The organism is Brucella sp., from assembly GCF_032066345.1.
Taxonomy (GTDB): domain Bacteria; phylum Pseudomonadota; class Alphaproteobacteria; order Rhizobiales; family Rhizobiaceae; genus Brucella; species Brucella pseudogrignonensis.
The window spans coordinates 1-26037 of sequence record NZ_DAMBKZ010000021.1 but is presented as its reverse complement, the minus strand read 5'-3'; the positions used below and the strand labels follow the sequence as shown (position 1 = coordinate 26037).

Genomic DNA, 26037 nt, shown 5'->3' with positions numbered 1-26037 from the left:
TGGGGGTATGCATAAAAGTCATATCATAAAAACCGCTTATAACCCTTGAAAGTTACGAGCTGTGTGGGCTAGTCCAACCCGCAAAATCGATTTAGCTATGCATAAAATACAAGCTAAGACTTCAACAGGGGTAACGCATGACTGAGTACCGAAACGATTTTAACCTCTCCCGCCGCAGCTTCATGACAGGCGCCGCAGGTCTTGGCCTTCTCGCCGCTACTGGTATGAGCGGTCTGATCACCTCGGCAGCAGCTGCTGCAGCCGATGGCGCGCCAAAGAAGGGCGGCGTTCTCAAGCTCGGCATTGGCGGCGGCTCCACCACTGACAATTTCGACCCACGTCTTCTCAAGGATTGGGTTCCGGTTAATCAGGCTTACATGCTGATGAATGGCCTCGTCGAAATCGACGCCGACAACAAGGCTGTGCCTGAGCTGTTTGAAAGCTGGGAACCATCAGCCGACGCCAAGGAATGGACCTTCAAGGTTCGTCAGGGCGTAACCTTCCACAATGGCAAGACGCTTGACGCCGACGACATCGTCTATTCCATTAATCTGCACCGCGGCGAAACCACATCCGGGGCGCGTTCGCTCGCATCTGAATTTACTGATGTCGTCAAGGTTGACGCTGGCACGGTCAAGATCACGTTGAATAGCGGCAATGCTGATCTGCCTTACATCCTGTCCGATTATCACTTCCTCGTCGTTCCGAAAGACTGGACCGATTTCAACAAGCCGGTTGGCACCGGACCTTTCGTTTTCGAGCGTTTCCAGCCGGGCGTGCGTTCGCGTTTCACGCGCAATGAAAGCTACTGGAAGCCAAATTCCGCATGGGTCGATGCGGTTGAAGTGATCGTCATCAATGACGTGTCTGCCCGTACCAACGCCATGATGTCCGGTCAGGTTCACGCTATCAACCAGCTCGATTTCAAGACGGTTGATCTGTTGAAGCGCAATCCGAACCTCAACATCGTTCAGTCGTCTGGTGGCCAGCATTTCTCTTTCCTGATGGATTGCACGCAGGCGCCGTTTACCGACAACAACGTCCGCCTCGCCGTCAAGCACGCCATTGACCGCGAACAGCTGCTCAAGACCGCTTTGCGCGGCTATGGGCGTCTGGGCAATGACAACCCGATTCCAAGCACCGATCCGTTCTTCGATGCAGCACTGCCACAGCGCGCTTACGACCCGGAAAAGGCCAAGTTCTATCTGAAGCAGGCAGGCATGGATTCGCTGAAAATTCAGCTGTCCGCCTCGGATGCCGCCTTCACGGGCGCTGTCGATGCAGCAGCGATCTTCCGCACCGCCGCCGCCAAGTCGGGCATCGAGATCGATATCAAGCGTGAGCCAGCAGACGGATATTGGGACAATGTCTGGATGAAAGCGCCGTTCTGCATGTCTTATCGTGGTGGTCGCCCGACTGCCGATCAGGCCCTGTCGATCGCTTATGCATCCAACGCTTCACAAAACGATACGCATTGGAAGAGCGCTGATTTCGACGCCAAGCTGCTCGAAGCCCGCGCAATGCTCGATCAGGCCAAGCGCAAGGAAATCTACGCTGAACTGCAGGCCATGATCAGTAATGATGGCGGCGCGCTTATCCCAATGTTTGGCGACTATCTCGACGCCACCTCCAAGAAGCTCAAGGGCGTGACCACGCATCCGATGTTCAATCTGATGGGTGCTCGCCTTGCCGAAAAAGTCTGGCTGGAAGCATAAATGTTCGTTCTAATTCTCAAGCGTGTGGGGCTCGGGCTCCTCACGCTGTTCCTCGTGTCGGCGTTGATTTTCGCCGGCACGCAGATCTTGCCGGGTGACGTGGCGTCAGCCATTCTCGGCCAGAATGCCACGCCGGAAGCGCTTGCGACGCTGCGCGAAAGCCTTGGTCTCAATCAACCGGTTCTCGCACGCTATTTCGCGTGGCTTGCTGGTTTCGTGACTGGTGATCTTGGTACTTCGCTTGCCAACCAGCAGCCGGTAGCCGATCTTTTGTGGCCGCGTTTCTGGAACACGATGGCACTTGCAGCCTTTGCAGCGGTCATCAGCGTTCCTATCGCTATTCTCCTTGGCCTTATCACTGCGGTAAAGCGCGGCGGCATTTTTGATCGTGTTATCAATATCGTAGCGCTGGCTTTTGTCTCTCTGCCTGAATATTTCCTTGGCCTGCTGCTGATCCTGTTCCTGTCGATCCGCTTTAATCTGCTGCCGAGCCTTGCCGACACCTATGAAGGCATGACCTTCCTCGAATGGGTGCAGGCGACCGCCCTGCCCGCGCTGACGCTGGTGCTCGTCACGGTTGCGCAGATGATGCGCATGACACGTACCGCCGTTTTGTCGGTTATGGATCAGGCCTATGTCGAAACGGCATACCTCAAAGGTCTTCGCACCAAGCGCGTCGTGACCAAGCATGCTTTGCCAAATGCGGCGGCGCCTATCGTCAATGTGGTGGCGTTCAACATCGCTTACCTCATCACCGGCGTGGTGCTTGTCGAAGCCGTCTTCAACTATAACGGCCTTGGCCGTTTCATGGTTGATGCCGTTTCCAAGCGTGACCTTCCGCTCGTGCAGGCTGCGGCCCTCGTCTTCGGTGCGGCCTATGTCATTCTCAATATCATCGCCGATGTCGCTGCCATCGCGCTCAATCCGCGCCTGAGGCACCCACGATGAAGACAATGAAGAAATCTATTCCTTTGACGGCGTGGGTTGGTCTCGCCATCGTCACGCTGTGCCTTTTGATGTTCCTGTTTGGCCCGTTGATCGCGCCTTATGGTCAGGAAGAAATCGTCGGCGCGCCATTTGATCCGCCATCAGCACAGTTCTGGTTCGGTCTTGATCAGAATGGCCGCGATATGCTCTCGCGCCTGCTTTTTGGTGCGCAGATGTCGATTGGCGTCTCGCTGGCTGCATCGCTCCTGTCGTTCAGTGTCGGCGTGCCGCTCGGCTTCCTCGCTGCCATTTTCGGCGGTTGGGTCGATACGGTTCTGTCGCGCATTGTCGATACCGTCATGTGCATTCCGGTGCTCATCTCGGCGCTCGTCATCCTTCAGGCGCTCGGCTCGTCGCTGCCGGTTCTGATCATCACCATCGCATTGCTCGATTCCACCCGCGTGTTCCGTTTGGCGCGCATCGTGGCGCAGGGCGTCAATGTGCTGGAATATGCCGAAACCGCCCGTCTCCGCGGCGAAGGTCTTGGCTGGCTGATCTGGCGTGAAATCCTACCAAACACGCTGCCGCCGCTGATTGCGGAATTCGGCCTGCGTTTCTGCTTCACCTTCCTCTTCGTTGCTGGCCTGTCGTTCCTTGGCCTTGGCATCCAGCCGCCATTTGCGGATTGGGGCGGCATGGTGAAGGACAACCAGCAGGCTATTCTCTACGGCCTCTACGCACCGCTGTTCCCGGCGGCTGCGATCGCCATCCTCACCGTTGGCGTCAACCTCGTTGTTGACTGGCTTCTGGCCGGACGCACGACCACGCAGGGAGCTGATCGATGAGCAAGGATATCGTTCTTTCAATCTCCGACCTCGTCGTCAAAGCCCCCAATGACGCAACGCTTGTCGATCATGTCAATGTGACGCTGAAGCGCGGCGAAGTGCTTGGTCTTATCGGTGAGTCCGGTGCAGGCAAGTCCACCATTGGTTTGGCCGCGATGGGCTATGGTCGCGGCGGTTGTAGAATCGCTGAAGGCACCATTGTCGTTGACGATATTTCGTTGATGGACGGTACCCGCGAGACGCGTGAAAAGGCGCGCGGCGCACGCATCGCCTATGTGGCGCAAAGTGCGGCGGCGTCGTTTAACCCGACGCATCGCATTGGCGATCAGATCATGGAAGGCCCGCTCTATCACGGCCTCATGACCAAAGCCGAAGCTAAAGCGTGGATGCTGGAACTGCTGCATACGTTACAGCTTCCCGATGCCGACACCTTTGGTGATCGCTATCCGCATCAGGTTTCCGGTGGGCAGTTGCAGCGTGCCATGGTCGCTATGGCCATGTCCTGCCGCCCGGATATTCTGGTGCTGGACGAGCCGACCACGGCGCTTGACGTGACGACCCAGATCGAAGTGCTGGCACTGCTACGCAGCCTGATCCAGCGTTACAACACTGCCGCTCTTTACATCACGCATGACCTTGCAGTGGTAGCACAAATCGCCGACCGCATCATGGTTCTGCGTCATGGCAAAATGGTCGAGCTTGGCTCTGCCGAGCAAATTCTCGAAGCACCAAAGCAGGAATATACCCAGCGTCTGGTGTCTGAGCGTGAAGCCAGCATTTCAGGCGAACAGGCCGAGCACAAGACCGGCGAAATCCTGCTCGAAGTGAAGAATGCGACTGCTTATTACGGCAAAAAACTCGTTCTGACCGATGTGGGTTGCTACATTCGTCGTGGCGAAACCCTTGCTGTGGTGGGTGAATCCGGCTCAGGCAAATCGACGCTTGCGCGTGTGATCGCAGGCCTGCCGCCGCATTCGAGCGGTATCATCACCCTTGCCGGACAGCGGCTCGAAGCAAACTACAAAAAGCGTTCGCGCGAAGAACTGCGCCGCATTCAGCTTGTTTACCAGCTTCCTGACGTGGCACTAAACCCACGCCAGACCGTTGGTGAAATCATCGGTCGTCCGATGAAGTTCTATTTCGGCATGAATGAAGATCAGCGTCAGACTGAGGTCAAGCGCCTGCTTGAACTTATCGGCCTGCCTGCTGACTTTGCAGACCGCCTGCCCGGTGCGCTTTCGGGCGGTCAGAAACAGCGCGTGTGTATCGCCCGTGCGCTGGCAGCAAAGCCTGATCTTATCATCTGCGATGAAGTCACTTCGGCGCTCGACCCTCTGGTCGCTGAAGAAATTCTCAGGCTCCTGCGTAAATTGCAGGATGAATTGCAAGTGTCATATCTCTTCATCACCCACGACCTTGGCGTCGTACGTCGGCTCGCCGATCGCACCATGGTGATGCAGAAGGGCAAGGTGGTCGAAACCGGCACCACGAAGGCAATTTTCGAACCGCCTTATGAGCCCTATACGGAGCAGCTCATCACATCCGTTCCGGAGCTGCGCCGCGACTGGCTGGACGACATCCTGAAAGCACGTGCTGCCAGTTAAACTACCGATGCGGCGCTAATGCCGCACCGGCTCCTCTTTATTGAAATTGGAACCGATCATGACCGTCAATATCACCGAGCATCTGTGGATCACACTCAAGGATGGCACCCGTCTTGGCGCGCGCTTGTGGCTGCCTGAAGGCGCCGAGGCAAATCCTGTTCCTGCCGTGCTCGAATATATTCCATACCGCAAGCGCGACGGCACGCGTGGCCGCGACGAGCCAATGCATGGCTATTTCGCACAGAACGGCTATGCCGCGATCCGCGTTGATATGCGCGGTACGGGCGAATCCGACGGCCACATGGCCGACGAATATATCCAACAAGAACAGGATGATGCCCTCGAAGTCATCGCCTGGATTGCTGCACAGCCTTGGTGCAGTGGCAATGTCGGCATGATGGGCAAGAGCTGGGGCGGTTTCAACGGCCTTCAGGTCGCGGCCTGCCGTCCGCCTGCACTCAAGGCAATCATCACCGCCTATTCGACCGACGACCGTTTCCGCGACGACATCCACTACATGGGCGGCCTGTTGCTCAACGACAATCTGTGGTGGGGCACGATCATGCTCGCCTATCAGTCGCGTCCGCTCGATCCGGCGATTGTGGGTGCTGGCTGGCGCGATGCATGGATTGAACGTCTGGAGCGCCTGCCGTTCTTCCCTGCCCTCTGGCTCGAACATCAGCATTACGACGAATATTGGAAGCATGGCTCGATCTGCGAAGATTGGTCAGCAATCCAGTGCCCGGTTCTCGCCATTGGCGCATGGGCCGACAGCTATACCAATGCTGTTCCGCGTTTGCTCGAAAACCTTCAGGTTCCCGCGCGTGGCATTATCGGTCCTTGGGGCCATGTCTATCCGCAGGACGGCCTGCCGGGTCCGGCAATCGGCTTCTTGCAGGAAGCAGTGCGTTGGTGGGACCAGTGGCTCAAGGGCGTCGAGACCGGCATCATGGATGAGCCGAAGCTGCGCGCTTATGTCTGCGACACCATCGAGCCAACCGGCTCGCGCGACTTCACCAATGGCCGTTGGGTCGGTGAAAAGAACTGGCCGTCGACCGAAATCACGCACACGCCTTTCGCGCTTGGTGCTGACTTCACGCTTGGCAAAGCCGATGCAGCCAAGGGCGTACTTTCGATCTCGTCACCAAACAGCCACGGCAAGGCCGGTGGCGAATGGATGGCGACCGGTTGCCCCGGCGAACACCCAACCGATCAGCGTCTTGACGATGGCGGCTCGCTCAACTTCGACACCACTGTTCTGGCGCAAGACCTCGAAATTCTAGGCGCGCCAGTTGCACGTCTGACATTCACTGTCGATCAGCCGGTTGCACAGGTTTCGCTGCGTTTGAGCGATATTCTGCCCGATGGCCGTATCACCCGCGTCAGCTATCAGGTCTTCAACCTCAACCACGTCAACGGCCATGATAAGCCGGAAATGCTGGTACCGGGCAAGACATATGAAATCGCGATCAAGCTCAACGACAGCGGCTACAGCTTCAAGCAAGGCCATCGCATTCGTCTTTCGGTTGCCACCGGCTACTGGCCGATGGTCTGGCCATCGCCAAAGCGCGTGACGCTGACGCTCGATACCGCTTCGTCGGTTCTCGATCTGCCAGTGCGCCCAGCCTCTGCCGATGACGCGAAGGTCGTCTTCCAGAAGCCAACGCATGGCCCTGCAACGCCAATGACCCAGCTTGATCCGGGCAGCGTGCGCCGCTGGACCGAGCAGGATCACGTCACCGGCGAAACGCTCTATGTGACGGAAGGCATTGGCGGTCTTTTCGGCGAAGGCATTTTGCGCTTTGACGACCTCGGCACGCAATTGAGCCATAGCCTCAAGCGTGAACTGCGTATCAATGACAATGATCCGCTGTCGGCGTCTTATGTGCTGACACAGGCCTATCAGATGGGCCGCGAAGGCTGGATGATCGACATCGAAAGCACCACCAAGATGCATTCCGATGCCGAAAACTTCTACATTTCCGGCGTTCTGACGGCAAAGGAAAATGGCGTAGCGGTCAAGACGCGCGAGTGGAACCAGACCATTCCACGCGATCATCTCTAATCTATACGACCCAATAAAAAATACCCCCGCGTCTAACGCGGGGGTATTTTTATGTCTAAATTTCAGTCGTTAAGCAAAACAGCGGAATATAAATCCCGCCGTTTTCTCCTTATGCAATCAGTGCGAAGCTTGATTGCGGACCTTGGCAACGTCAGCTGCAGATACTGCACCAGCCTTGTTGCCCCAAGCCGAGCGAACAAAGGTTGCGAGCTGTGCAACTTCATCATCCGTCAGACGATCAGCATAGCCCTGCATCACCAGGCGCATAGGACGCTTCTCGGTCGAAGGCACTTCTGCACCGTGCAGAATGATCGAGACCAACGGCTTCACTTCCGAACCCGTGACCAGATCATTAGCTGCCAGTTCCGGGAAGATGCCAGGAGCACCCTTACCCGTCACAAAGTGACATGCCGCGCAGTTGTCGAGGTAAAGACGTGCGCCGACTGGCATGTTTGGAGATGCTTCAGTCAGCATCTTTGCAGTCTCTTCACCTGCGGCATCTGCCGGAGCGGCTGGAAGTGCCGTCGGAGCCTTGACCGCAAAGCTCTCAGGAACTTCGACAGCTGCGCCATCGATCCCCTTGAGGAAGGCAGCAATCGCCAGAGTATCGGCATCCGTCAGGTGTTGAAACGACTGCTCGACTGCCAGACCCATTTCGCCGTTTGCGGTCGAATGTGAATTACGACCGGTTGCGAGATAGGAAGCCATTTCCTCGACGGACCACTTCTGAGGTGCCGACTGTGGGCCACGCAACGAAGGTGCATTCCAGCCATCGACGACACCGCCCGTAAGGAAGGCCTTGTCGCCAACCTGAACACCGTCCTGCGCCATCAGAGCATTGCGCGGGCTGTGACAGGCAGCACAGTGGGCTGCACCTTCAACCAGATACTGGCCACGTTCCTGAACTTCGTTCTTACCGGCGGGCGTGAAGCCAGCCTTATGGTTCAGAGCGAGCCAGTTCCATGCGCGGATACCGAAGCGCATGTTGAACGGGAAGCCAAGTTCGGTCTGCTGCACTTCGTTCTTTACCGGCTCTACTTCATGCATGAAGTAGTCGTAAAGCGCACGGACATCTTCCTCGTTCAGCTTACGATAGTTTTCGTAAGGCATGGCGGGATAAAGATGCACGCCATCGGCACGAATGCCATCATAGAGCGCTGCGCGGAACTGATCGAGTGTCCAGTTGCCGATGCCGGTTTCCTTGTCCGGAGTGATGTTTGTCGTCCAGATCGTGCCCATCGGGCTCGCAATCGCACGGCCACCGGCAAACGACTTGCCGCCTTCTGCCGTATGACAAGCCATACAGTCGGAAGCATACATCACATATTCGCCCTGCCCCTTTGCAGGCTTCCAATCAGCAGCAAGCTCTTGTGTTGGCTTGGTCAGCTGCACCGGAACAAACAGGAATGCGAGAAACGCGATAATTCCAAGAACGACCAGAACGCCGATAATGCGAAGAAAAGTTTTCATCACTATTCTCCTCAAACCAACGGACGTGGATTGGAAAGATACTGCGTACGGATCGCGTGAGCGGTCCAATAAGCCAGACCACCGAGCAGACCAGTCGGGTTATACTGCGTGTTCTGCACGAAGTTACCCGCACCCAGCATGAAGACATTGTGCTTGTCCCACGCTTGCGAGAAGCGGTTGACCACACCTTCACGCGGATTGGCCGACATGGTGTGACCGCCCGTTGTATGCGTCGTCTGATAAGGACGAACGTCAAACTGTGCGCCTTCCTTTTTGAAGGATGACTGCATCAGGTCCGGGTTCATCGTCTTGGCCAATTCTTCCGCCTTGCCCTTCATGAACTGAGTCATCCGGATATCGTTCGGATTCCAGTTGAAGGTCATGCGCATCAGCGGACGGCCATGCGGGTCTTTATAGGTTGGATCAAGATCCAGATGGTTGGTCTTGTAGGCCATAACGGAACCGTGGGTTCCGATGTTCATCGAATGACCATACCACTCAGCAATTGCGCTCTTCCAACCGGCACCCCAACCAGGCGTGCCCGAAGGAAGCGTCATGCTGCGGATCGGTTGGCCGTTGGTCTGTCCCGAACGCCAATAAGCACCACCGATGAAGCCTTCACGACCAAAGTCGATCTGGTTTACACCGAAGTCATCAATGCACATGCCGTTAGCCCCTGTACCAATGAACGGGTTGAACTCTTCGTTCTTGAAGAAGAGTGTCACGCCGCCTGTCAGCTGGTAAGCGTAGTTACGGCCAGTCACCCCCTCGCCCGTTGCCGGATCGTAAGGCTTGCCGATGCCCGAAAGCAGTGCCAAATGCACGTTGTTGAGCTGGAACGAAGCCATGATGACGATGTCGGCCGGCTGGAAGACTTCTTCCTGCGTCTTGTCGTCAAAATAGGTAACGCCGGTTGCAGTCTTGCCGTCCGGTGCCATTTCGATACGCAGAACTTCAGATTCCGTACGGTATGAGAAGTTCGGCATACGCTTGAGCGCATCCAGAATGGTCGTCTGAGGCGATGACTTCGAATACTGGTAGCAGCCGAAACGCTCACAGAAGCCGCAATGGTTGCACGGCCCCATCTGCATGCCATATTCGTTCACATAGGCAGTCGATGCAATGCCGCCCGGCGACGGGAACGGGTGATAACCCATGGCCTTTGCTGCATCGGCGAATTTGCGGCCATCCCAGGTCGTATGCATTGGAGGCATCGGATATTCGTTCGAGCGCCATCCTTCAAAAGGATTGCCGCCCTCAACGAGCTGCCCCTTCAGATTACCTGCCTTGCCGGATATACCTGCAACACGTTCGAAACGGTCGAAGAACGGTTCCATTTCGTCATAGGTCACAGGGTAGTCGCCAAGAAGCATGTCTTCCGGAATGATCTGCTCACCCCAGTTTTCTAGAACATGCGAACGAAGACGCAGTTCTTCTGCCTGTGGGCGCCAGTTCAGGCCGTTCCAGTGCGTGCCGGCACCGCCGACACCGTTGCCCGGAAGGAACGAACCGAAGCTGCGGTAAGGCAGAGCGGTTTCACCCTCATTGCGGCGAACTGTAACTGTCTGCTGGCTTGCGCGTTGCATCATCTTGAGGCGCACGCCGTATTTCAGCTCATCGATCATGTTCGGATATTTGAAATCCGGAACGGTGTTCTGGTCGTGACCGCGCTCAAGAGCGACGATTTCAAGACCTTCCTGCGCCAATTCCATAGCTAGAATCGCGCCTGTCCAGCCGAGGCCAACAATGACCACGTCTTTTTTCTTTTCCTGACGTGCCATTTTTAAGCCCTCTCGCCCTTAATCGAAACCGGGCCTAGTGGGTAGCGAACATTGTAACGCTCAACCCATTCCTTGTAGCTACCGCGAGCACCGGGGAAACCGATATAGCTCCACGACTGCATACCGTGATTGCCGCCATACATCGGGTCGGCAAAATAGCCTTCCTTGGTGTTCTGCAAAAGAATACCGAAGAACTCGCGCAGTTCTGGCTGCAAACCAACTTCACCCTTCTGAAGGGAAGTCAGCGCTGCGTCCTGTTGCTCAGCAGTCAGTGCCGAAAAGGCAGCGCCATATTTCTGCTCGCACCAGCCGTTGAATGCCGGGATAGCCTGACGATAGATCTGCGCGGGATTGAGTGGGGTCTGCCAACCGCGTGTCGGGTCTGCAGATGCGTCATGAGGGCCGACCATATACCAGTCGTCTGCACGACCGTAGTCGCCAGCGAGCTGAAGGTCGATGAATACAGGAACACGGGTTTCGATAGCGCCTGGGCCATCACCGTCAGAGGGGATCAACCTTGCCGTAGCGGCGAGGATGAAAGTCCATTCAAGATCATTAAAATATTGGCGTTCGTATTGTTCGAGAGCAACAGGGGGCGTCGACTGTTGCGCCTGAGCTGACACAGCCAGTCCTGAAAGCATCACGCTTGCTGCGGAGGCTTTCAAAAAGCTGCGCCGGCTCGGATAGCCGGGGAGGTCGGTCATTTGTCGTTTCCTGCCGATTAGGTGGGTAAGACTGTTAAATTTGTTTCGGGGGATTCCATATATATTATGGCATTATGAAACAAAGTGCCTCGTTATACAAACATTTGCCACAATTCAAATTTCGAGAATCCGGTTTGTTTATAGGGGTCGAGACCGACACCGCTATGAATGGCAGTTTCGCACCTTAGAAAAATTATAAATTAAATAATGAATTCAAAGGGATGATTTATCTAAAATCACGCTAAAACTTGTTAAATAATTTCATATTTTCTCATGTGCACAAAACCGTGATCAGGCTCGAAATCCCCTCTTCCGAGCCATAACTAAGTCACGATTCTCTTGGCATTCGCGGCAAACTTGTCAGCAGTTTTCGCGTATAGGCATGTTGCGGATTGGCAAGAATTTCGCGCGTATTACCCTGTTCAACGATCCTGCCTTTTTCAAGCACGATCAGTCTTTCACAAAGCAAAGCCACAAGTGCGATATCGTGCGAAACAACCACGAAAGTCGTGCGTTCGGACAATGTCCGCATGAGATCTATGATACGCGCACGCGTGGTAAGATCGAGCGCGCTCACCACTTCATCGGCAATAATGAGGTCAGGATTGGCGACAATCGCACGCGCAATCGCGATACGCTGACGCTGACCGCCGGAAAACTCATGCGGATAACGTGTTGCTGCATCTTCTGGCAGATCGACCGCAGCCAGTGCTTGGGCGACAGCCTGCGCAATGTCCGTCTCGATTTTCAGCGAGCGCAGCGGTTCAGCAATGATGTTGAACACGCGCTGGCGCGGATCGAGTGAGGAATAAGGATCCTGGAAAACCGCCTGCACGGAACGGCGAAAGCCCCGCATGAAGTTGCGGTCTTTGACGTTGAGCTTCTGGCCGCGAAAATTCACATTGCCTGACGTTGCAACCTGCAACCCCAACAGCAGTTTGAGCATGGTTGTCTTGCCGGAGCCAGATTCACCCACAATGCCAAGATTGCTGCCGCTTTCAAGCGTGAGATCGATGCCATGCAGCACGGTGTTGCCGCCACTATAGGCGAAGGAAACGTCGGAAAGATCGATGAGGCTCATCGCGCCACCTCCAATGCAGCGTCGAAGGCACGCGCGGCAGCAACCAGTCCCTTGGTATAGTCGTCAACGGGATTGGCAAAAAGTGTAGTTACTGGTCCCTGCTCGATCAAATTGCCGTGCCTGAGCACGAGCGCTCGCTCGGCAATGCTCGAGACGACCGGCAGATCGTGGCTGATGAACAAAAGCCCCATGCCTTCATCGCGAACGAGTTGCTCAAGAAGTTTAAGGATTTCCGCCTGCGTCGTCACATCGAGCGCGGTTGTCGGCTCGTCCGCGATCAGCAGTTTTGGGCGACAGGCAAGCGCCATGGCAATCGCAGCACGCTGGCGCTGACCGCCCGAAATCTCATGCGGCCATGAGCGGGCAATGCGGGTCGGTTCCGGCAGGGAAACGCGATCCAGAAGCCCAATAACCTCGCGTTCGAGTTCCGCTTTGCCAAGCTTGCGGCCATCGCGCGACGCACGGCGCTGCACCACTTCGGCTACCTGTTTGCCGATGCGCATCAGCGGATCGAGCGCGGTCATCGGTTCCTGAAAGACGGCAGCGACGCTTCGTCCACGCAGCGGAACAAGCGCACGATCCCGCGCCCCGATAATCTGATGGCCTTCGAGCGTGATAGAGCCGCTTGCTTTCATTCCGTCCGCAAGCAATCCCATGACGGCCAATGCGGTCAGTGATTTGCCGGAGCCGGATTCACCGATCAGGCCTACGCGTTCGCCTTGCGCAACCGAGAAAGACACCCCAGAAACGAGAACGCGGCCAGCTGTTTCGATCTCAAGATTTTCAACGTTCAGCAATGGGCTCATCGTTGCCTCCTCCGCGTTGGATCGGCCACATCGCGCAAGCCATCTGCAAAAAGATTGAGCCCGATGACGAGCGAAACGAGCGCCAGACCCGGTGCGATTGCACCGAAAGGAGCCGTATAAACCGAAGCCTGCGCTTCCTGCAGCAATCTTCCCCAGGACGCGTTTGGTGGTGGCGCGCCAAGCCCAAGATAAGACAATGAAGCTTCGGCAATCACAGCGAGCCCGAACTGCAGCGCGAAATTGACAATCAGTGTCGGCCAGATGTTCGGCAGTACATGGATACGAACGACACCGAGCCACGAAGTGCCGGAAATGCGCGATGCTGTAACATAATCCATCGCCAGAACGCGTTTGGCGAGAATGCGGGTCAAGCGCGCGACGATGGCTGATGCCGCAATGCCGATTGCGAGAATAGCGGTCGAAAGGCTTGCACCATCGCTTGAAGCGACGATCAGCATGGCAAGCAACAACGTCGGAAAAGCGATCAGAATATCGAGCGTTGCAGCCAGCATGTCGTCGAGTGTCTGCGTCGCAAAAGCAGCCAGAATGCCGATGGTGACGCCGATCACAGCACTGATAGCGACGGCTCCGAGCCCGACAAAAAGCGCGATGCGTGAGCCGACCATGATCTGCGTCATCAGATCGCGACCCAGCCGGTCTGTGCCTGCCCAGTGCTCCCATGATGGCGCTGCCAACCGTCCACCAACCATGTCACCGACACCATAAGGCGTCCAGAACAGGGTAAGCAGGGCAACAACGACATGAATGCCAACAAGAATACCGCCGACCACGAGCGGCCAAGGCAATCGGTAACGTTGCGAAGATGTGGTAATGCTGCTCATGTGCGGCCTCCCGCAGACCGGCTGCGCAATCGCGGATCGATCAAACGTTGCACCAGATCGGCAGCGAAGCCGACCAGAAGAACCAGCAAAGTAGAGACAAACAAAACGCCTTGCACATTGGGATAATCACGCTGCTCAATACCCAAAAGCAGCATGGAGCCGAGGCCGGGGAGCGAGAAAACGCGCTCTACCACCACAGCGCCCAGAAGCGTTGAAGAGAGTTCGATACCAAGGATTGAAATCACAGGAACTGCACCATTGCGGATGCCATGACGGATCAGCGCTTGCGAGAACGTGGAGCCCAGCGCGCGTGCTGTGCGCAGATAGTCGCTGCCTAATACATCCTGTGTTGCCGAACGAACATAGCGGATAAGCGATGCCGACATGACGATGGCAATGGTGATGACCGGCAATGTTAGTGACTGAAATGCAGCGGGTGCTGATTGCCATCCACGCGATGGGAAACCACCCGATGGAAACATACGCAATTTCACCGCGAACACCCAGACCAGCAGAATGCCGATCCAGAAAACCGGCACCGCGATGCCCAATTGTGAGATCACTGAAATGATCGAGCCATACCAGGTTTTCTGGCGCACGACCGACAGGATGCCGAGTGGCACGGCGATGATGATCGCCAGAACGAAAGCCATGAGTGTCAGTGGCAGCGTCACGATCAGGCGTTTGCCGATTTCAGTCAAAACAGGTGCGCCGCTGACAAAGGAATTGCCGAGATCAAAGCGCATAAGTGAGCCGATGAACTGTGTGAATTGCTGATAAAGCGGGAGGTCGGAGCCGACCTGTTTACGCGCAGCTTCAATCTGCGCGGCGTCAGCACCAACCGAAACCAATGCATTTGCTGGATCACCCGGCAAAAGGCGCAGCAGCAAAAACAGAACGATAGCTGCAACGAATACCGACAGGATCAGAATAGCCGAACGGCGCAAAATATAGGCAAGAATGGCGAATACCTCTCGGGCATGAGGGGCAGCTTTTTACCCTCTTGAATATGCGATAACGCCGCCGGAAAATAATTCAGGCGGCGCTTCGTGTCGAGTATCAGTTCTCGATTATGGACAGCTGATTAGTTGTCTGTTTTCTCAATATCATAAGCAAAGAACTGTGAGTTCAGACCATTGACCGGATAGCCGCTGACTGACTTTTTTGAAACCACGATCTGCGGATAGAGGTAGAACCAGTTGCTGGCTGCATCTTCTGCAATGATCTTATTGGCTTCGGTCAGCTTGGCCGTCTGTTCATCGGTTGTGGAGCTTGCTTCAGCTTCCTTAATGAGATCAACAACCTTCGGGTTGTTATAACCCCAATAGAAATCCGGATTGCCGTAGAACACGATATCGCGGTGGTTCACATGCTCCTGCAAGGTCGCCTGGAAATCATGCGCCTTATAGACCTTCGTGTACCATTCATTGGCTGTGATGATGTTGATGTTCACCTTCACGCCGATTTTGGCCAGTTCGCTCTGGATGAACTGCGCTGCAATCGGGTGCGGGTCATAGTTCGGCGTATCGATGGTGAAGCTGAAACCATCCGGATAGCCCGCTTCCTTCAAAAGCTCCTTGGCGCTTTCAGGATTATAGGCATCGACCCCGGTCAGATCGACATACCAGGGATCTGTTGGTGGAACGAACGAGCCGATCAGTGTGCCATAGTCACCCCAAACGGCGTTCAGCAGCTTCTTGTCGTCGATGGCGCGCGCCAGCGCCTTACGAACCTTTACATTGTCGAAAGGTGCAACGCGGTCGTTATAAGCAAGAAGCAGCTTGGTCGTGGACTTGCCTTCACTGACGGTAAAATCAGGATTGTCCTTGAACTGAGCCAGCGAATCCGGGCTTTGAACCGAGGTGATGATGTCTACCGAGCCAGTCAGAAGTGCATTGTTGAGCGCGCTTGCATCGGTGAAATACTGGAAAACAACCTCTTCGTTTTTCGGCTTGGTGCCCCAGTAATCGTCAAAGCGCTTGATGGCGAGCGATGAACCGCGACGCCAGTCTTCCAGCGCATAAGGTCCAGTACCATCTTCCTTCGATTGGAAATCGGTCGCTTCGTCATTCACAACCCAGACATAGCTGAGATTGTATGGCAGCGAGATCGAGCGGGACGAAAGCTTGACGACGACAGTTTCATCATCTGGCGTTTCGATGCCTGTAATGGTCTTGAGGCTGCTTTTGCGCGAGCTTTTGGATTCAGGCGCTGCAACACGCTCGATGGAGAACTTAACGTCCTTCGAGGTAAGCGGCGCACCCGAATGGAACTTGACGCCCGGCTGAAGCTTGAACGTGTAAGTCAAACCATCGTCGCTGACCGTGTAGTCCTTGGAAAGAACCGGCTCGACGGTGCCATTGTCGTCCAGACGGAACAGCGCTTCATAGACGTTGCCGTTAAAGGCTTCGTTGATGCCCTGACCTGCGCCTGCAGTGTTATCGAGGTTCTGCGGCTCGTAGAGCGACCCGATATTGATGGTGGCGTCCGGGTTGCCTTGCTGCGCATGAGCCTGAGCGAACGAGCCGAATGCCAGCGCAACGGTAAGTGCCGTCGTCAGACCCCAGTTGCTAAAATTCATTTTGCGATTACGAATGGTCAAACCGCTCATTTTATTCTCCTGCTTCGAGGTCGCCATAAGGCCCTCAGTTGATACAGGTTATACAGCGACCGTCAGAGCATCGATAAGCGGTGCAGCTGTGCTATACGGGGATTCTTTAGAAGATTATTCTATAATAAACAAAATTGGTAGATGATTTATCCTTCACCATAGGCTGATACTCATCAACAGCCAAAATTGAGTTATCAAGCCACTCGCTCTTATATAAACGACTACAAACCAAAGGCTGGCGATGCAAAATTGCAGCCTGTTGGTCCAGTTGCCGAAATTGCATCCTAAATCGCATTGAGAGAACATGATGAGCCAGATTGATCGCGCCAGAAGCCCGTCTCTTCTGAGAGCAGCAGGGCTTGATGCGCTTGCGCTGTTTCAGCCCGAAAACTTCCGCTATGCGACTGGTGTTGCAGCCGGTGTTGCGACGATGTGGGGTCGGGCGGGTTCGGCAATTGCGCTGGTGCCAGCCGATGAAAAGGCAAAACTCGGCGTCGTCATCAGCGATCATGCCTATGCTGCTGCCGCGCATCTTGGCGACAGAATCGATTTCCGCACCCACCGCATCTGGATTGATATGGTGACGGTAGAAAATGCCAGAACAATTGAAGACATCAATGTGGCCTACAGGCAGGCAAACAATGTCGGCCAGCGCGCCGAGACATTTGATCAGGATGCAGCTTTCAGGCTTTTAAGTGATCTGCTGGCCGAGCGTGGGCTTTCCAAAGCGCGTATCGGTGTTGATCTGGAGTTCATGCCAGCGGCTGATTTTGCAGCTCTCAAAAAAGCACTTCCATCGGTTGATTGGCAGGATGCTTCCATTCTCGTCAAGCGCTTGCGCCTTATCAAGAATGCCCGCGAAATCGAGTATCTGCGAAATGCAGCCCGTTACGCAGAAAGCGGGCTGGAAAATATGCTGAACACCGCCCGACGTGGTTCCAGCATGAATGCGCTTTCGGCAGCCTGGCTTGATGGCGCCACACAGGAAGCCAGCCGGAATGGTCAGGTCCTTTCCGGGCATTGGGCTTATATCTCGACCGGCCGTGATCTTCAGGACATGAAGGCCGAGCTTAAAGAAGGTGATCTTGTGAAAGCCGATGTCGGCACGCTCATCAACGGTTATTCTTCAGATGGTGCGCGCACTTATGTCTGCGGCAAGCCCGATCCGCTCGCCAGCGAGATCTACAAGGTGCTGCAGGAAAGCTTTGCGGTGGGCGAAGCGCTGTTAAAGCCCGGTACGCGGTTCTGCGATGTCCATGCAGCAATGCTTGGCATCATGCGTAAGCGCGGTTTCAGCGAATATTATCGCGGCCATTTTGGCCATTCGGTGGGTGCGGCCGTTGGCATTGAAGAATGGCCGTTTATCTCAAGCAGCAACGAAATGCTGATTGAACCAAACATGGTGCTGGCGCTGGAAACACCGTTTTACGCCAATGGGCTCGGTGCGCTGATGATCGAAGAACAGTTTCTGATAACCGAAAGCGGTGCGCAAAGCATGAACAGGCTTTCGAGGGAGCTGCTATCCATCGGCTAGACAAAGCCGCTCGATGACAATTAGTCGTCGCCTGCGATGTTCCGCTCGCGGCGACGGCGCTTCCATGGCCATTCGCCGTCGATCTCCGCTTCCAGTGAAAAGCTGAGGAAGGTTCTGATCAGAACGATAAGGCCCAGCAAGCCAACGCTTTCCCATGTGAGCGGCGAAATAATGGTGGCGATAATGTCGGCACCGATCAGGATTTCAAGGCCAAGCAGAATGCCACGACCGAGATTTGCGCGGTAACGCGTATAGGCATTCTCGCCCGATACAACGAACACATCCTTGAGATAGATAAGCGTTGCAACGGCCACGCCGATAATAATGACGGCGACGCCGAAGAACTCAAGCGCGGATGCCATTGGCTCCAGTATCGGCGCAATCAGACTTACAAATTCGCCGCGTTCCGCACCCGCATTCATCCTATCCGTCCCCTGCCCATTGACCAGCAATCAAAACCTATCGCGAAAAACTTAAAAAGATGCGGCAAGTCTCCCCGCCGCATCTTTTATCATTTCAACATTCAAGCCTGAATGAAAGCCAGAAGATCAGCGTTCAGAACATCGGCATTGACCGTCAGCATACCGTGCGAGAAGCCCGGATAGGTCTTGAGCGTGCCGTTCTTGAGAAGCTTGATCGCCTTAAGTGCAGCGTCCGCAATCGGCACGATCTGGTCGTCTTCGCCATGCAGAACCAGTGTTGGCACGCCGATAGCCTTGAGGTCTTCCGTCTGGTCGGTTTCAGAGAAAGCCTTGATGCCTTCATAATGTGCCTTTGCGCCGCCCATCATGCCCTGACGCCACCAATTCTGGATTACGCCCTCCTGCACATTCGCACCATCACGGTTGAAGCCATAGAAAGGGCCAGCAGGAACATCGCGGAAGAACTGGGCGCGGTTTGCTGCCAGCGCCGAGCGGAAGCCGTCAAACACTTCCATAGGCAGGCCTTCCGGATTGGCTTCTGTCTTGAGCATCAGCGGAGGGACTGCGGAAACCAGAACCGCCTTAGCAACGCGACCTGCCGGTTCACCATGCTTGGCGACATAGCGGGCGACTTCGCCACCGCCGGTCGAGTGGCCGATATGCACGACATTCTTGAGATCAAGTGCTTCGACAACCGCAAAGGCGTCAGAAGCGTAATGGTCCATATCATGACCTTCGGAAACCTGAGCCGAACGGCCGTGACCACGGCGGTCATGAGCGATAACGCGATAGCCTTTCGAAAGGAAGAACAACATCTGGGCATCCCAGTCGTCCGAGCTCAGTGGCCAGCCATGATGGAACATAATTGGCTGGGCATCCTTCGAGCCCCAATCCTTGTAAAAGATTTCGGTGCCGTCTTTTGTGGTGATAAAGGCCATGGTGTTTTCTCCTTCGGATGAGATGTTGGTGGTGTTGGTCTGAGTTGTTTCTGCGAGAGCCAAACCGGCTGGTAGTGAAATCGTTGCAGCAAGCGCTGCGCCTGTAAGCAGAATGTCGCGACGGTTGATGATTGTGGAAGTGCTTTTCATTCTCTGTGTGCGGACGCTGAAGTCGGTTTTTACGTGCACCTTCTTCTCAAAACCGGTTTCCGATTTTGGGAGAGATGCTGCAGCGTCACCTTTCTGCCTGTTGCGTTGTTCGATGGATGGATATTGCGCCATTGCACCACTGCAAACAATTGCAATAATTATTTCAATACTATTGCCTACAATGTAATTATTGACGCATGGTTGGTCGTAATCCGTGCGCGCGGGCTACACAGACCAAAAACTTCAAGCGATCAGTTCTGGATTGGATTTTCGTAAGCTGAGCCACCACGCTGGCTCCAGATAACCCGGGCGCCGACTACGGCGCCCGGGTAATTTGAATGAGCGCGCGTCCCAAACCGTATGAAACGGCTTTCGGAACAAAATGCGCTTTAAACGGCCCAGCAGGCGCAGCCGAGTGCTCCGAAGAAGCCTTTGAGATCGCCAATTGGCAATTGTGAGCCCCAAGCTGCCGCATGATCATGACCATGAACGCCACAGCTGTTCGAGCAGCCACACGTGGAGATTGCAGTGCGGCGGAGACTGTTTTTGCCAGCACCTTCCGGCTCGCCCCATGCCGCATAGCCCCCAAATTTACGCACCGGCGACCAGTCAGGCATTGCAGGCGGAATTGGGTTTTCATCCAGATCCTTGAAGGCGTTTGCACCATAGACAACCTTGCCGCCAACCATGGTCAGATCCGACGTCAGGAATGAAATCTCGTCTTCGCTGCAATTGAAGAAGTCTTTGTCCGGCACCACCAGATCAGCGAACTGACCCTTTTCAATACGGCCTTTCTTGCCTTCTTCGTTGGAGAACCATGTGACCTTTTCCGTCCACATGCGCAGCGCCGTCTCACGATCAAGACAATTGCGGCGTGGATAAAGCTGCATACCGCCAACCGTCTTGCCGGTAATCATCCATGACAGCGAGACCCACGGATTATAGGAAGCAACGCGCGTCGCATCCGTACCTGCCGAGACATGCACGCCTTTCGAGAGCATCTTGCCAATCGGCGGCGTTACTTCTGCGGCTGCATGACCATATTGCTCGACAAAATATTCGCCTTGATAGGCCATGCGGTGCTGCACGGCGATACCACCGCCAAGTGCTGCAATACGATCAATGGAGCGGTCCGAGATGGTCTCGGCATGGTCAAAAAACCAGTTCAGGCCTTCAAGCGGAATGTCCTTATTGACCTTTTCAAACACATCAAGCGAACGGCTGATGGTTTCGTCATAAGTAGCGTGCATTCGCCATGGCCAGCGGTTTTCAGCCAGAATTCTGACGACATCTTCCAGCTCGTCTTCCATTTCTGGCCCCATATCCGGGCGCGGCTGACGAAAATCCTCAAAATCGGCGGCAGAAAACACGAGCATTTCGCCTGCACCGTTATGGCGGAAATAATCATTGCCTTGCTTGTATTTCACCGAAGCCGTCCAGTTGAGGAAGTCTTCCTTCTCTTCCTTCGGCTTCTGCGTGAAAAGATTATAGGCCAGACGCACAGTCATCTGACCTTCATCTGACAATTGCTGAATGACTTCATAGTCATCCGGATAATTCTGGAACCCGCCACCCGCATCGATCACGCCGGTCACGCCAAGACGGTTCAGTTCGCGCATGAAATGGCGGGTCGAGTTGACCTGATATTCCAGCGGCAGCTTTGGACCTTTGGCGAGCGTCGAATAGAGGATGCCTGCATTGGGCTTGGCAAGCAGCAGGCCGGTCGGATTGCCATTGGCATCACGCAGAATTTCGCCACCCGGAGGGTTTGGCGTGTTCTTGTCATAGCCGACGGCACGGAGCGCTGCACCATTGAGAAGTGCGCGATCATAAAGATGGAGCAAAAAGACCGGCGTATCGGGCGCAATCGCATTGATTTCTTGAATGGTTGGAAGGCGCTTTTCGGCAAACTGATGTTCGGTAAAGCCACCAACCACACGCACCCATTGCGGTGCGGGCGTTACTGCCACCTGCCGCTTGAGCATGTCCATGGCATCGGCCAGCGAGCGCACCCCATCCCAGCGCAGTTCCATATTGAAGTTGAGACCACCACGCACGACGTGGGTGTGGTTGTCGATAAGGCCCGGCAATGCACGACGACCTTTCAGATCGATCTTGCGGGTCGTAGAGCCTGCATGGCCAAGCACTTCTTCATCCGTACCGACCGCGGTAAAAATGCCGTCCTTGATTGCAACAGCCGAAGCTGCGGGATTTGTGCGGTCAAGTGTCGTGAATTTACCGTTGTAGAGAATGATATCTGCGGTCATGAAATCGTACCTTCTGTGGCCTACGCTGAATTATCGCAGGAATCGCTCAATGAAATTGCTTGGGCAGTCAGGCTTATCTTGAAAATGTACCCATTTCCGCACGCGCTTGATAAGCAAATTACACATCACCGTTTTGCTTTGCGTCTTTACGTTCTGCGAGTGGCTGCCCGGATGGCATATGGCCGAATACATGCGGTTTGACCTGATGTAACCATGAAATAACCGCAGGTTCTTTAGCCATAATGGACTTTGCAAAAGGAATGATCTGCTCGCCAGCCAGAATGCCTAACAGCCCGATCAGCGCCACCATCGGTGGCGCGGGCGAACGAACATTGAGCAAGCTATAGATGACACCAACCAGAATGCCGGCAAAGAGCGATAAAACATAGATTTTCACAGGCACACCTCCAGTTGGCGATATTTGATCAGTGACCTTCGGAGGCGTTGAACATGGTCTTGGCATAGATGATACCCAGACCATACGAACCGCCGAACTTCTTGGCGATTCCTGTTGTCATCTCGTAAGTCTGCGTGCGCGCCCAGTCGCGCTGGAGTTCAAGGAGATATTGCAGCGATGTCATCGGCTGTGCACCTGCCTGCACCATACGGTCCATGGCGCGATTATGCGCCTCATCGGAGACGTCGCCGCAGGCATCGGAAATTACGTAGACTTCAAAGCCCTGATCAAGTGCCGACAAAGCAGGACCGACAATGCAGACGCTCGTCCAGAGACCGCTGAGAACGATGCGCTTCTTGCCAATGCGGTTGATTTCATCGATGACGGATTCGTCTTCCCACGTATTCATGGAGGTACGGTCGAACAGCACCTGACCGGGGAAGGCATCGGTGATTTCGTTGAACATCGGGCCGGAGAAGCTCTTTTCCGCAACCGTTGTCAGAATGGTCGAAACGCCAAAGCCCTTAGCACCATTTGCGACCAACGCCGCATTGTTGCGTAGGTTTACAGCATCGATATTCTTGGTTGCAAAGGACATCTGCGACTGAAAATCGATCATGATCAGCGTGTGATCAGACGGCGTCAGCAGTTTCGATCCCGGTGTAGCGGTTGCAGTCAGGGCCATATCTTTCCTCGGTATGAAGCACATCCTCAAAAAGACGCGCGTTAAAGCTCTTGGTATTCAGGCGTCCATTATGGCTTGCCGAGCTGCTACCCTTCTTGTCATCCAGTCGCAAAAATTGGATGTTTTTATCGCGTGCTTTGTACAAGACTGCTATGGTCCACTTATACCCACCAGAGGAAACCTCACATGTCGCGACACACTTCGGCGAGCAATCAGTATATGGAATATATACGCCCGAAGGAGGATACGACGGTTTATTCGAGCGTGCTCAACCAGGGGATGGTGACGGCCACGCGGATTACACGCAGTGCTCCGAATTTCGGCTTTGTCGATCAGCATGTCACTGAAGATGCCTTCATGCTGTCGGTACAGCTCAAGGATTATCATGGTGATCTCTGGGTGGACGGCAAGAAGGTGGATTTTCCTGCAAGCCATAAAGGCAACTTCACGCTCTATGATTATAACCGCATCTGGCAGGCAGATCTGAAGTCGGCCTTCGATTGCGTGAATTTCTATCTTCCACGCAGCGCACTTGTTACTCTGGAAGAAGATTTCGGTTCTCGAAAGGTGGAAAACTTCAATGTTCTGCCGGGTGCAGACATTGCCGACAATACCATTCGCGGCCTGACAGAAGCACTTTTGCCCGCATTGGAAAATCCCGCGCAGGCAAGCCGCCTGTTCGTCGATCACGTCGGGCTGGCGCTTGCCATGCACATGGCTGCGACTTATGGCACGGCCGAACTGCGCGCTCCAGCCCCGACCGGCGGGCTCGCGCCATGGCAGCTCAAGCGCGCAATGGCAATCATGGATTCAAAACTCGATGGCGATATCCCTATTGCCGTCATTGCCCAGTTCTGCGGATTATCTCCATCTTATTTTACCCGCGCCTTCAAGATCAGCACGGGAATGCCACCGCACAAATGGCTGCTCAAGCGCAAGGTAGAGAAAGCCACAAACCTGCTGCGCACGACGCGGATGAGCTTGAGTGAAATTGCTGTCGATTGCGGCTTTGTCGATCAAAGCCATTTTACCCGCGTCTTCTCAAAGGCCATTGGTGCTGCGCCCGGCCAGTGGCGCAAAAGCATTAATTCATAAGCTGAGACTTTACGCTTTGCGATAACGCCTGCGCCACATGCCAGGCGCTTCGCCGACAATCTCGGAAAAGACCCGCGTGAAGTGGCTTTGGTCTGCAAAGCCACAGGCCAAAGCAATTTCGGCGATCGATGTACCCGCAATCAGCATGTCGCTCGCCTGCGCGATCCGATATTCAATCAGCCAGCGATAAGGCGTTTTGCCAAAAGTTTCCTTGAAAGCCCGCATGAAATGACTGCGCGACAGGCTGCAGGCATCGGCCACATCTAAAATGGAAAAATCGGCATTGAGATGTGCGGCGAGAAACTCGGTTGCCCGACGTTCCTGCTTCAGAGAAAGCGTGCCCTTGCGCTCATGGGGAAAATAAAGCCCGCCATAGGTCTGCGTGAGATGAACCATAATTGCGAGTTCTATCTGTTCAAGAAACACTGTACTCGCCAGATCCGGTCGATCCAGAAATGGCAGCAAGGCTCGCGCCAAACCGAGGACAACGTTGTCAGTCGCACAATGAACATTCTGCAGCGTCCTGAATTCAGGACGTCCGGCTTCCTCTGCAAAAGCACGAATATCAGCGAAAGGAATCCGGAACTCTATATCGTCGAAAGGAGAAAGCTGGTGCCTTTTCCACTCCCGGCTGAGTTCTGCAATTGCCAGCGAACCCTCGTTTCGCGCCCCTTCATAGACCAGACTTCCACCACACCAGAGCTTCTGCAGTCGAAGGTCTGTGAGCTGGGTGGTGATACTGAAGGATTCCTCATTGGATAACACATCTTCGAGCGGCATCGCCTCGCCCGGAAAATGGCGGCGCATAACAGTCATCGCCGACATTTGCATCAGCGATTTGGTGATGCCGGGTGTTGCCTTCTCCGGGCGATCCATTGCGTCACTCTTATCTTGGCCCGAATGGCTTTCTTCAAAACTGGACACCATCAGTGATAAACCGACTTTCGCCACAGACCGGGCGATACACCTGTGGTATCGACAAACCTGCTTGCCAATGCGTTCTCGCTTGAAAAGCCGCAGCGGCTTGCAACCTGCTTGATTGTCAGCGAACGATCTTTCAGCAGAAGCTTCGCGTGTTCGAGTCTGATTGCCATTAACCAGGCCTCCGGCCCGATGCCTGTGCTGTTGCGAAAACGAATGCTGAATTCACCAACCGGCACACCGATGGAAGCTGCGATTTCGGTCACGGAAATGTCTTCGCCATAGTTTTCCGACATGAACTTCTTGGCGCCTGTTTCCTGCCAGATTGAAAGGCCGGTTTCTTCAGAGATCGCGGCAAGCTCCGGCTTTGCTCCCTCATGCAGAAGATGCGCGCAAAGTGCAGTCGCTATGTGCTGTAGCAATGCCGGATGAAATGTATTGGCATAATCAAATAGCGGCAGAAGGGCTGTTCCCAGATTGGCAATCACCTCATCCGCCTCACCGCGTCTGCATCGCAGATCCCTGGCTCCATCGGAAGCGGTCAGTGCCGAGGTTTCGGTAAACAATGTGCGTGGCAGCACGAAGGCCAATGCGTGCAGATTGCTATGAAGAACAATTGAAGCGCCCTGCTTGATGTCGATCAGGCAGACTGTGTTCTGCGGATAAAGCTTTGGCGCAAGGAAGCGCTCTCCATTCTCGACGTCACCGTGAACGGTATCCGCGAGATAAAGCATCATGAAATAGGCGTCACTGGCCGGGATATCGATCTTCGGCGTTTCATTGCGGCCAAGCTTTCTATGCAACTTCGTTACATTGAACTGCGCCGCTTTCAAAGGAACCGTCGTTAGAGCCGGAGCGTCAGGAACACCAAAACGTGAACCGATACAATCATTGTCAAAATGCGATTTCAAAACTCCCCCCAGCCGATACCGCCATTCACCTAAACTTGTTTGGTTGTTGGAGTTCACATTCGGAACCAACGTAGAATTGCCAACATTCCTACCTGAAAGCCCACTTCAAGTCCTGAACAAATAGCACGCAGGAACATGGTTTTATTGTAAATTCCTGACCTTTACAGGCGTTGAGCGCCCCATCAAGACATACCTTATTCTGCCATTTTTCCGCCTCACACTGTTCACATATACTTGAATAAACCGTGTTGTCTTGGACATTTTGC

22 protein-coding genes are annotated in these 26037 nt (G+C 54.6%); 7 read left to right on the top strand and 15 right to left on the bottom strand.

Annotated features, from left to right (window positions below):
- Positions 1 to 137: 137 nt before the first annotated feature.
- From RT142_RS20110 to RT142_RS20090, 5 genes are read left to right on the top strand one after another with little or no spacing between them, the layout of a single operon-like run.
- The gene (locus RT142_RS20110) at positions 138 to 1715 is read left to right on the top strand and encodes an ABC transporter substrate-binding protein (RefSeq protein WP_313031034.1); all 1578 of its coding nucleotides are present in this window, start codon (positions 138 to 140) and stop codon (positions 1713 to 1715) included.
- On the top strand, positions 1716 to 2663 hold the full coding sequence (locus RT142_RS20105; protein ID WP_007879087.1) for an ABC transporter permease: 948 nt from the start codon (positions 1716 to 1718) through the stop codon (positions 2661 to 2663). It begins immediately after the preceding gene.
- A gap of 5 nt (positions 2664 to 2668) precedes the next feature.
- Positions 2669 to 3487 (top strand): ABC transporter permease, encoded by an 819-nt coding sequence (locus RT142_RS20100; protein WP_374891833.1) that lies wholly within the window; start codon positions 2669 to 2671, stop codon positions 3485 to 3487.
- Positions 3484 to 5091 carry an ABC transporter ATP-binding protein gene (locus RT142_RS20095; protein WP_313031029.1) on the top strand — a complete coding sequence of 536 codons (1608 nt, stop codon included), beginning with the start codon at positions 3484 to 3486 and terminating at the stop codon, positions 5089 to 5091. The genes RT142_RS20100 and RT142_RS20095 overlap by 4 nt, the downstream gene beginning before the upstream one ends.
- 58 nt (positions 5092 to 5149) lie before the next feature.
- Positions 5150 to 7156, top strand: a complete 2007-nt coding sequence (locus tag RT142_RS20090; protein WP_313031027.1) for a CocE/NonD family hydrolase — start codon at positions 5150 to 5152, stop codon at positions 7154 to 7156.
- Positions 7157 to 7273: 117 nt separating this feature from the next.
- Here the strand turns inward: RT142_RS20090 and RT142_RS20085 are convergent, their stop codons facing one another.
- The 8 genes from RT142_RS20085 to RT142_RS20050 form a co-directional block, all read right to left on the bottom strand.
- On the bottom strand, positions 7274 to 8626 hold the full coding sequence (locus RT142_RS20085; RefSeq protein WP_105519538.1) for a cytochrome c: 1353 nt from the start codon (positions 8624 to 8626) through the stop codon (positions 7274 to 7276).
- Between the two features lie 11 nt (positions 8627 to 8637).
- Positions 8638 to 10407: a GMC family oxidoreductase gene (locus RT142_RS20080; protein ID WP_064321695.1), complete on the bottom strand. Its 1770-nt coding sequence runs from the start codon at positions 10405 to 10407 to the stop codon at positions 8638 to 8640.
- A 2-nt stretch (positions 10408 to 10409) separates the two neighbouring features.
- A complete protein-coding gene (locus RT142_RS20075) occupies positions 10410 to 11111 on the bottom strand; it encodes a gluconate 2-dehydrogenase subunit 3 family protein (protein WP_007879080.1) in 702 nt (233 codons plus the stop codon).
- Between the two features lie 328 nt (positions 11112 to 11439).
- Positions 11440 to 12192 (bottom strand): ABC transporter ATP-binding protein, encoded by a 753-nt coding sequence (locus RT142_RS20070; protein WP_112806245.1) that lies wholly within the window; start codon positions 12190 to 12192, stop codon positions 11440 to 11442.
- The gene (locus RT142_RS20065) at positions 12189 to 12998 is read right to left on the bottom strand and encodes an ATP-binding cassette domain-containing protein (RefSeq protein ID WP_112806243.1); all 810 of its coding nucleotides are present in this window, start codon (positions 12996 to 12998) and stop codon (positions 12189 to 12191) included. The genes RT142_RS20070 and RT142_RS20065 overlap by 4 nt, the downstream gene beginning before the upstream one ends.
- A complete protein-coding gene (locus tag RT142_RS20060) occupies positions 12995 to 13840 on the bottom strand; it encodes an ABC transporter permease (RefSeq protein WP_112806241.1) in 846 nt (281 codons plus the stop codon). The genes RT142_RS20065 and RT142_RS20060 overlap by 4 nt, the downstream gene beginning before the upstream one ends.
- Complete coding sequence (locus RT142_RS20055) at positions 13837 to 14787, bottom strand: ABC transporter permease (protein WP_313031020.1); 951 nt, start codon at positions 14785 to 14787, stop codon at positions 13837 to 13839. The genes RT142_RS20060 and RT142_RS20055 overlap by 4 nt, the downstream gene beginning before the upstream one ends.
- A 137-nt stretch (positions 14788 to 14924) precedes the next feature.
- Positions 14925 to 16451: an ABC transporter substrate-binding protein gene (locus tag RT142_RS20050; RefSeq protein ID WP_112814586.1), complete on the bottom strand. Its 1527-nt coding sequence runs from the start codon at positions 16449 to 16451 to the stop codon at positions 14925 to 14927.
- 307 nt (positions 16452 to 16758) lie between these two features.
- Here RT142_RS20050 and RT142_RS20045 point away from each other — a divergent pair, with 307 nt between their 5' ends.
- Entirely contained in the window at positions 16759 to 17985 is a 1227-nt protein-coding gene (locus RT142_RS20045) for a Xaa-Pro peptidase family protein (protein ID WP_313031094.1), read from the top strand.
- Positions 17986 to 18005: 20 nt separating this feature from the next.
- Here the strand turns inward: RT142_RS20045 and RT142_RS20040 are convergent, their stop codons facing one another.
- The 5 genes from RT142_RS20040 to RT142_RS20020 form a co-directional block, all read right to left on the bottom strand.
- Complete coding sequence (locus tag RT142_RS20040; protein WP_200636008.1) at positions 18006 to 18407, bottom strand: DUF1622 domain-containing protein; 402 nt, start codon at positions 18405 to 18407, stop codon at positions 18006 to 18008.
- A 101-nt stretch (positions 18408 to 18508) separates the two neighbouring features.
- Positions 18509 to 19345, bottom strand: a complete 837-nt coding sequence (locus tag RT142_RS20035) for an alpha/beta hydrolase (RefSeq protein WP_313031093.1) — start codon at positions 19343 to 19345, stop codon at positions 18509 to 18511.
- A gap of 539 nt (positions 19346 to 19884) precedes the next feature.
- A complete protein-coding gene (locus RT142_RS20030) occupies positions 19885 to 21762 on the bottom strand; it encodes an amidohydrolase (RefSeq protein ID WP_312468917.1) in 1878 nt (625 codons plus the stop codon).
- Positions 21763 to 21880: 118 nt separating this feature from the next.
- The gene (locus RT142_RS20025) at positions 21881 to 22159 is read right to left on the bottom strand and encodes a XapX domain-containing protein (RefSeq protein WP_313031015.1); all 279 of its coding nucleotides are present in this window, start codon (positions 22157 to 22159) and stop codon (positions 21881 to 21883) included.
- Positions 22160 to 22187: 28 nt separating this feature from the next.
- Positions 22188 to 22838, bottom strand: coding sequence for a hydrolase (locus RT142_RS20020; RefSeq protein WP_200636110.1), 651 nt, complete (start codon positions 22836 to 22838; stop codon positions 22188 to 22190).
- Between the two features lie 192 nt (positions 22839 to 23030).
- Between RT142_RS20020 and RT142_RS20015 the strand changes: the two genes are divergently transcribed.
- On the top strand, positions 23031 to 23939 hold the full coding sequence (locus RT142_RS20015) for a helix-turn-helix domain-containing protein (RefSeq protein ID WP_079213858.1): 909 nt from the start codon (positions 23031 to 23033) through the stop codon (positions 23937 to 23939).
- Between the two features lie 9 nt (positions 23940 to 23948).
- Here RT142_RS20015 and RT142_RS20010 read toward each other — a convergent pair whose 3' ends face one another.
- Positions 23949 to 24815 (bottom strand): AraC family transcriptional regulator, encoded by an 867-nt coding sequence (locus RT142_RS20010; protein ID WP_313031013.1) that lies wholly within the window; start codon positions 24813 to 24815, stop codon positions 23949 to 23951.
- A 50-nt stretch (positions 24816 to 24865) separates the two neighbouring features.
- Complete coding sequence (locus tag RT142_RS20005; protein WP_313031011.1) at positions 24866 to 25771, bottom strand: AraC family transcriptional regulator; 906 nt, start codon at positions 25769 to 25771, stop codon at positions 24866 to 24868.
- Positions 25772 to 26037: the final 266 nt, after the last annotated feature.

Bases quoted from the DNA above. Each gene is read 5' to 3' on its own strand.
- RT142_RS20095 (WP_313031029.1), top strand. From the start codon at position 3,484: ATGAGCAAGGATATCGTTCTTTCAATCTCCGACCTCGTCGTCAAAGCC.
- RT142_RS20080 (WP_064321695.1), bottom strand. From the start codon at position 10,407: ATGGCACGTCAGGAAAAGAAAAAAGACGTGGTCATTGTTGGCCTCGGC.
- RT142_RS20100 (WP_374891833.1), top strand. From the start codon at position 2,669: ATGAAGAAATCTATTCCTTTGACGGCGTGGGTTGGTCTCGCCATCGTC.
- RT142_RS20010 (WP_313031013.1), bottom strand. From the start codon at position 24,815: ATGGATCGCCCGGAGAAGGCAACACCCGGCATCACCAAATCGCTGATG.
- RT142_RS20105 (WP_007879087.1), top strand. From the start codon at position 1,716: ATGTTCGTTCTAATTCTCAAGCGTGTGGGGCTCGGGCTCCTCACGCTG.
- RT142_RS20045 (WP_313031094.1), top strand. From the start codon at position 16,759: ATGAGCCAGATTGATCGCGCCAGAAGCCCGTCTCTTCTGAGAGCAGCA.
- RT142_RS20075 (WP_007879080.1), bottom strand. From the start codon at position 11,111: ATGACCGACCTCCCCGGCTATCCGAGCCGGCGCAGCTTTTTGAAAGCC.
- RT142_RS20015 (WP_079213858.1), top strand. From the start codon at position 23,031: ATGTCGCGACACACTTCGGCGAGCAATCAGTATATGGAATATATACGC.
- RT142_RS20065 (WP_112806243.1), bottom strand. From the start codon at position 12,998: ATGAGCCCATTGCTGAACGTTGAAAATCTTGAGATCGAAACAGCTGGC.
- RT142_RS20050 (WP_112814586.1), bottom strand. From the start codon at position 16,451: ATGAGCGGTTTGACCATTCGTAATCGCAAAATGAATTTTAGCAACTGG.
- RT142_RS20090 (WP_313031027.1), top strand. From the start codon at position 5,150: ATGACCGTCAATATCACCGAGCATCTGTGGATCACACTCAAGGATGGC.
- RT142_RS20035 (WP_313031093.1), bottom strand. From the start codon at position 19,345: ATGGCCTTTATCACCACAAAAGACGGCACCGAAATCTTTTACAAGGAT.
- RT142_RS20040 (WP_200636008.1), bottom strand. From the start codon at position 18,407: ATGAATGCGGGTGCGGAACGCGGCGAATTTGTAAGTCTGATTGCGCCG.
- RT142_RS20030 (WP_312468917.1), bottom strand. From the start codon at position 21,762: ATGACCGCAGATATCATTCTCTACAACGGTAAATTCACGACACTTGAC.
- RT142_RS20085 (WP_105519538.1), bottom strand. From the start codon at position 8,626: ATGAAAACTTTTCTTCGCATTATCGGCGTTCTGGTCGTTCTTGGAATT.
- RT142_RS20110 (WP_313031034.1), top strand. From the start codon at position 138: ATGACTGAGTACCGAAACGATTTTAACCTCTCCCGCCGCAGCTTCATG.
- RT142_RS20060 (WP_112806241.1), bottom strand. From the start codon at position 13,840: ATGAGCAGCATTACCACATCTTCGCAACGTTACCGATTGCCTTGGCCG.
- RT142_RS20070 (WP_112806245.1), bottom strand. From the start codon at position 12,192: ATGAGCCTCATCGATCTTTCCGACGTTTCCTTCGCCTATAGTGGCGGC.